This window comes from Streptomyces colwelliae (assembly GCF_048158785.1).
Classification (GTDB): Bacteria; Actinomycetota; Actinomycetes; order Streptomycetales; family Streptomycetaceae; genus Streptomyces.
In genome coordinates this window covers 1-5,480 of record NZ_JBLTJC010000547.1, presented here as the reverse complement: position 1 = coordinate 5,480, position 5,480 = coordinate 1, and the positions used below count along the sequence as shown (strand labels likewise).

Sequence of the window (5,480 nt, the reverse complement as noted above, 5' to 3'; positions counted from 1 at the left end):
GGGTGGCGGTGGGGGCGGCGCCGTTTACCCGTGCCCGGGGCGAAGAGGAGGCGCAGCCAATTGAGGGTGTGACAGATAAGGTCGTGCACGTTGACGCTCCTTTGTAGCGTTGGCCGTGCCCCGGGAGGTCTAGCCACCTCGCCGGGGTCTTGTCATTTCGACCATACCGGCAACTGCGTCCCTCTGCACCCCTCCGCCCATTTCCACGTCCTACCGCGTTGGAACGCGTTCCAGCCCTGCAGTATGCGTTGGGCTGCGGCACCGTGGAAGGATGAGTGAGCTTCCGCGCTACGAGTACGTGAAACTCGCCGACGCCATCGCGGCAGACATCGCGTCCGGCAAGTTGCCGCAGGGCGCCGCGCTGCCGGGCGAGCGGGCCATGACGGACCTGCACGGCGTGAGCATCGGTACCGTGCGCCGCACCATCGTTGAACTCCGGCGGCGAGGGCTCGTCGCGACCCTGCCCGCGAAGGGGACGTACGTCATCGGGATGCCGGAACCAGCCGGCGACGCGCCCAAAGAGGGCGAACCGGACGCCTGAACAACGCCCGCTGCTCGAGCCTCGCAGGGGACGTTTCGTCGTGCCCGGGGTTCAGTGCAGTGCCTCGATCGCCTTGAGGATCAGGGCGCGCGCGCCGGCGCCGTACACGGCCATGCCACGCAGTTCCTCGAACGCCCTGATGTACAGCTCGATCTCAGAGGGCTGGTTGATCCGCACCCGGGCCGAAACCAACTCGACGGACACGAGCTTGTCGTCGTACACGTGGAAGGTCTCGCGCGGCCACTGAGAACGCAGGCTCGCGGCTGCCGGAATGATGCCGAGGGACACCGTGGGGATCGCGCCGGCGGTGAGGAGGTAGCCGAGCTGCGCCGCCATGGCGTCGACGTCGGCGATCTGGCAGTACAGAACCGGCTCTTCGATGAGCAGGACGAAGCGGCGGCCGGGATCATGGATGATCCGCGAGCGCTCGACCCGGGCGCGCGCGGCTTCGGTGCTGTCATCGTCAGGGAGCTGACGGAAACGGGCCACCGCGCCGAGAACGCCGGCCGCGTAACCCTCGGTCTGCAGGAGACCGGGGACGAGCGTGGACGAGTACACGCGGAACAGGTCGGTGGTGCGGAAGAGCTTGCCGGTGTTCTGCTGCAGCTCGGTCAGACCCCTGCGGGTCTGGTGGCGCCACTCCCTGTACATCGACTCGGCGTTCACCGACTGCACGACGATGTCCTGTGCCTGGGGCTTCGCCCCGGTAGCAGCACACCACCGGCGGACGTCGTTGGTGGTGGGGGCAGTGATCGCGTTCTCGATGCGGGACGTCTTGGAATGGTGCCAGCCGCACCGGTCTGCCAGCTCGGTGATCGTCAGTCCTGCCTCTTTACGGAGATCGCGCAGCCGCCCGGCGACAGCTGCGCGCGCGGCCTGGGCGGACGAGGACGGGGAGACGGACATGAGCTGGCTTACCGGTGCTTCCTGCTAGTGGGTCTAGTGGATCTCGTACTGGTCGTGAGGGACGGCCCTGGCCCACACCTCGTCGAATGCGGCGGCGCACAGTTTGGCGGCGGCAGGATCCTCGGAGAGTTCCTGCCCTGCCGACCCGCCGTCGCCAGTGAAGTGGTTCCACCGGATCAAGCGTCCGTCGAAGAGCCAGAAGTCGTTGCCCGGCAGCGCAATGTCTGAGGCCTGGCGGCGGGGAAGCCACCGCACCTCTTCGCCCGCGGCGACGTTCGTGAAGGTGCCGGAGTGCTCGAAGCGGATGTATTCGCTGACGGGCTCGGACACGATCCGGGCACGCCGTACAGCAACGCCGCGGGCAACGGTCTCCTGGACCGTGTCGAGCCACGGCCGCCACCAGGACGCCCGGTCCGCCGGGTCGTGGCGGAATCCCTGGCGCCACGCCTCGAACTGCTGCCGCTCCTTGTCGACCGAATAGGCGTCGCGCATCTCCAGGTGCACCGCGGTGTGGGTACAGCCTGCGATGAGTTCAGCGAACGTCGGCACGCTCGACGGCATCGCACGCCTCCCTGATCATCGGCACCATCCTGGCGGGGATACGGATCACGGCCTCGTGCTCCGGGATGCCCACCGCATGGCCGGGGACGGTGAACTCGGCGCACTCAGCTTCGAGTTCGGGGGCGGGCTTCCAGCCCTGGAGTACGAGTTCCTGCTTCTCCTGGTCGACCCAGACTGTAGGGCTCTCGTCGTCGCCGGTGTTCGGGTCGATACCGATGAAATGCAGTGCCACGGCTGTCTCCCTCGATGCGTTGTGCAGTTTTCTGCAATACCGTCACGCCTCCCGATCGCAACGTCAAGGCCACGATTCCGCCAACATGCCTCTACAGAGTGGGTGTGCTGCACAGTTCTGCACATTGCTCGCTCTGGCTCTGGTCACGCTCCTAGCTTCGGGAGACACAACAGAAACCCGGCGGCCGCGCGAACGGCACCGGGCGTGGCCGACTGGATGGAGTCGACATGCCGGAGAATACGCAGACCGCGGGCACCGCGAACACCCCCACCGCCTACGGCTGGTGCTCGTGGCACGAGGCGTTCGCCTCGGGCGTCCGTCTGATCCAGGTGCACGAGCAAGGCTCTGGAGCGGGTGGCGGCGTGTTCGCCTGCCGGCCATGCCGTGAGGCGTTCGACTTGGTGCCGTTCGCCGACCAGCCGTGAACGAGGCGCCGCCCGCCGCCGAGTTGGGGTACGAGCAGTACTCCGGCCGCGCGTGCTGCTGGTGCGGCAAGCCGCTGTGGCACGGCGCGGTGAGCGCCGGCATCTCCCGCGGGCGAATGGGTGCCCACGTCCTCGACATCGAGGTGTACGCCTGCCCCGACTGCGCGGGCGCCCCACAGACTCCCGCCCGTCCCTGTACCCCGTGAGTTCTGCGAGTGGGCGGGACCAGGCCCCGACCGGACGCCGATCCGGCCGGGGCCGCTCCATGTGCGGGCCGTTCGGGTGGAGCGCAGACTTAGAGCGGGGCCGACTGCGGGAGGCACCATGAAACTGCAGGACGACACCCAGTGCACCGTCGACCTCGACCTGAGTGATGTTGACGAAGGCGACTTCCAGCGACTCGTTGAGTTCGCCCGCCGCTTCGACCACCAGGTCGACGTGGAGTATCGGCCACGCGGCGACTTCCGCTTCCGCATCTTCGTGGACTTCGGCGCTGATCTGGCCGGGGCTCAAGCCTTGGTCAGGGAGGCCCAGGCAGTGGAAGACACCTACGGCAACAACGACTGAGCAAGGCTTATCGTCTGCACTTCGGTTGAGCTTCGACTGAGCTAACGACCTCTGAGCCCCCGGAACGCACCGAAGCCCCAGATCAAATGTGCTCTGAACTGGGGCTTCCGGGTAGACCCTGTGGGACTCGAACCCACAACCAATGGATTAAAAGTCCACTGCTCTGCCAATTGAGCTAAGGGTCCTCGCGATGTTGCCTACCCGAGCATAGCGGGAGGTGGCCGTGTCTCCGATCGGGTATCGGGGACACGGCCGCGCCGGACGGCGAAACAGGGTGCGAGCAGGGCCAGGACGAGGCACCAACTGGTCCGGAGTGCTACGGATCTACCGGTTCGGGCACCCCGACCCGCACCACCACCCACGTGCCGGACGAGGCACCGACCAATCCGGAGTATTACGGATCCACCGGTTCAGGCGCCCCCGCCCGCGCAGCCTCCCGCGCCTTCGTCCGCGCATGCTCCGGGTTCAGGAACCACTCCCGGGCCGAGGCGAACCACCAGGCCGCCGCGAAGCCCAGCACCACCAGCACCGCCACCGGCGCGTAGTTGAAGGACTCCCACGTGACCGGCGAGACCTGGGGCAGCATGAACAGCACGGTGATCACGATCACCCACACCACCGACACCGTCCCGATCAGCCGCGACCACCGGCCCAGGTGCCACGGCCCGCGCTGGAAGTCGTCCCCCTTGCCCAGCCGCAGCAGGGTCGGGATGACGTACGCGATGTAGAGGCCGATCACGGCGATGGACGTGACCGCCGCGTACGCCGTCACATTGATCAGGTACGGCAGGCCCAGCACCAGCGCTCCGCCCGCCGCCAGCCACACCGCCGCCACCGGCGTCCGCGTGCGCGGGCTCACCGTGTGCCAGACGTGGGAGAACGGGAGCGCGCCGTCGCGTGAGAAGGCGTAGATCATGCGGCTGTTGGCCGTCACCGACGCCATCCCGCAGAAGAGTTGCGCGCCGATCACCACCAACAGCAGCAGCTTGCCCGCCGTCGCTCCCAGAGCGTCGAGGAGGATCTGGGCCGGGGGTGCCCCCGTCGCCGAGCCCAACTCCTTGTCGTAGGACTGGATCGCGTACGTGAAGCCCAGGAGGAGGACGAAGCCGGCTATCCACGACGTCCAGATGGAGCGGACGATGCCCTTGGGGCCCGCCGTCGACGCGTCGTGGGTCTCCTCCGTCATGTGGGCGGAGGCGTCGTAGCCGGTGAAGGTGTACTGCGCCATCAGCAGGCCCAGCAACACCACATAGACCCCGCTGCCCCAGCCTGTGTTGTTCACGAACTTCGTGAAGACGAAGCTCGTCGACTGATGGTGGTCGGGGACGAAGGTCAGCGCGCCGACGATCACGCCGACGCCCAGCACGTGCCACCACACGCTCACGTTGTTGAGGAGGGCGACGATCTTCACACCGAAGGTGTTCAGCAGGCCGTGGAGGATCAGGATCCCGGCGAAGAGGAGGACCGTGCGGCCCGGCGTCACCTCGAAGTCGAACTGGAGGTTCAGGTACGCGCCCAGGAACGACGCCGCCCCGAAGTCGATGCCGGCCGTCACGGCGACCTGGCCGAGGACGTTGAACCAGCCCGTGAACCACGCCCAGGCCGCCGCCGTGCGCGGGGGCGCCAGGCGGTGGGCCCAGAAGTACAGGCCCGCCGACGTCGGGTAGGCCGAGCAGATCTCGGCCATCGACAGGCCGACGAACAGCGTCATCAGGCCTACGGCCACCCAGCCCCAGGTGATCACGGCCGGGCCGCCCGTGTTCATGCCGAACAGATACAGCGTCAGGCAGCCCGACAGGACCGAGATGATCGTGAAGGAGACCGCGTAGTTGGAGAACGCCGACATGCGGCGGGCGAGAACCTGCGTGTAGCCGAGTTGGGCAAGCCGTTCTTCGTCGGAGAGACCGGAGTGATCGGAGGGATCTCCCTTTGACAGCCCACTCGCTATGGCGTCATCTGTCATGCCCCCAGCGATTCCCTCGCCGGGGGCGTGACATGCGCCACTTAAGGAATCGATAAGGACTCGATGTGGCCAGAAAACGCCCTAGGAGTCACATACGAGTCACATCAGAAGACGCCCGTGTAGCCGCTCCACCCGCCCGAGATCTTCACCCGCGCCCCGAACGACCCTTTCCCGTCACCGCTGTTGCGGAACAGGTCGCCCGCCGAGTCCCGCTCGACCAGGTCCGCCTTCCCGTCCGGTACGGGAGGACGATGAGGGCGATCGCCGGACCCGGGTAGGATCGAT

9 protein-coding genes and 1 tRNA gene are annotated in these 5,480 nt (G+C 67.2%); 4 read left to right on the top strand and 6 right to left on the bottom strand.

Features of this window, described 5'->3' with window-relative positions:
* The first annotated feature begins 271 nt into the window (after positions 1–271).
* A complete protein-coding gene (locus ACNFOC_RS50445) occupies positions 272–541 on the top strand; it encodes a GntR family transcriptional regulator (RefSeq protein WP_416965708.1) in 270 nt (89 codons plus the stop codon).
* 51 nt (positions 542–592) lie between these two features.
* Here the strand turns inward: ACNFOC_RS50445 and ACNFOC_RS50440 are convergent, their stop codons facing one another.
* Genes ACNFOC_RS50440 through ACNFOC_RS50430 form a run of 3 tightly spaced genes read right to left on the bottom strand, consistent with a single transcriptional unit; the run spans position 593 to position 2,240 of the window.
* The gene (locus tag ACNFOC_RS50440; protein WP_416965707.1) at positions 593–1,447 is read right to left on the bottom strand and encodes a helix-turn-helix domain-containing protein; all 855 of its coding nucleotides are present in this window, start codon (positions 1,445–1,447) and stop codon (positions 593–595) included.
* A gap of 33 nt (positions 1,448–1,480) precedes the next feature.
* Positions 1,481–2,008 (bottom strand): DUF6879 family protein, encoded by a 528-nt coding sequence (locus ACNFOC_RS50435; RefSeq protein ID WP_416965706.1) that lies wholly within the window; start codon positions 2,006–2,008, stop codon positions 1,481–1,483.
* A complete protein-coding gene (locus tag ACNFOC_RS50430) occupies positions 1,980–2,240 on the bottom strand; it encodes a hypothetical protein (protein WP_416965705.1) in 261 nt (86 codons plus the stop codon). Before ACNFOC_RS50430 ends, ACNFOC_RS50435 begins: the two co-directional genes overlap by 29 nt.
* Positions 2,241–2,467: 227 nt before the next feature.
* On the opposite strand from ACNFOC_RS50430, the gene ACNFOC_RS50425 reads away from it, so the two are divergent.
* The 3 genes from ACNFOC_RS50425 to ACNFOC_RS50415 all read left to right on the top strand — a co-directional run bounded on the left by ACNFOC_RS50425 (position 2,468) and on the right by ACNFOC_RS50415 (position 3,232).
* Entirely contained in the window at positions 2,468–2,665 is a 198-nt protein-coding gene (locus ACNFOC_RS50425) for a hypothetical protein (RefSeq protein WP_416965704.1), read from the top strand.
* On the top strand, positions 2,662–2,871 hold the full coding sequence (locus tag ACNFOC_RS50420) for a hypothetical protein (RefSeq protein WP_416965703.1): 210 nt from the start codon (positions 2,662–2,664) through the stop codon (positions 2,869–2,871). The genes ACNFOC_RS50425 and ACNFOC_RS50420 overlap by 4 nt, the downstream gene beginning before the upstream one ends.
* A 118-nt stretch (positions 2,872–2,989) precedes the next feature.
* Positions 2,990–3,232 carry a hypothetical protein gene (locus tag ACNFOC_RS50415; RefSeq protein ID WP_416965702.1) on the top strand — a complete coding sequence of 81 codons (243 nt, stop codon included), beginning with the start codon at positions 2,990–2,992 and terminating at the stop codon, positions 3,230–3,232.
* A gap of 112 nt (positions 3,233–3,344) precedes the next feature.
* Here ACNFOC_RS50415 and ACNFOC_RS50410 read toward each other — a convergent pair.
* The 3 genes from ACNFOC_RS50410 to ACNFOC_RS50400 all read right to left on the bottom strand — a co-directional run.
* Positions 3,345–3,417, bottom strand: a tRNA-Lys gene (locus ACNFOC_RS50410).
* 209 nt (positions 3,418–3,626) lie between these two features.
* Positions 3,627–5,195 carry an amino acid permease gene (locus tag ACNFOC_RS50405; RefSeq protein ID WP_416965701.1) on the bottom strand — a complete coding sequence of 523 codons (1,569 nt, stop codon included), beginning with the start codon at positions 5,193–5,195 and terminating at the stop codon, positions 3,627–3,629.
* A gap of 104 nt (positions 5,196–5,299) precedes the next feature.
* A partial coding sequence (locus ACNFOC_RS50400) for a hypothetical protein (RefSeq protein ID WP_416965700.1) occupies positions 5,300–5,480 on the bottom strand: 181 nt, incomplete at its 5' end.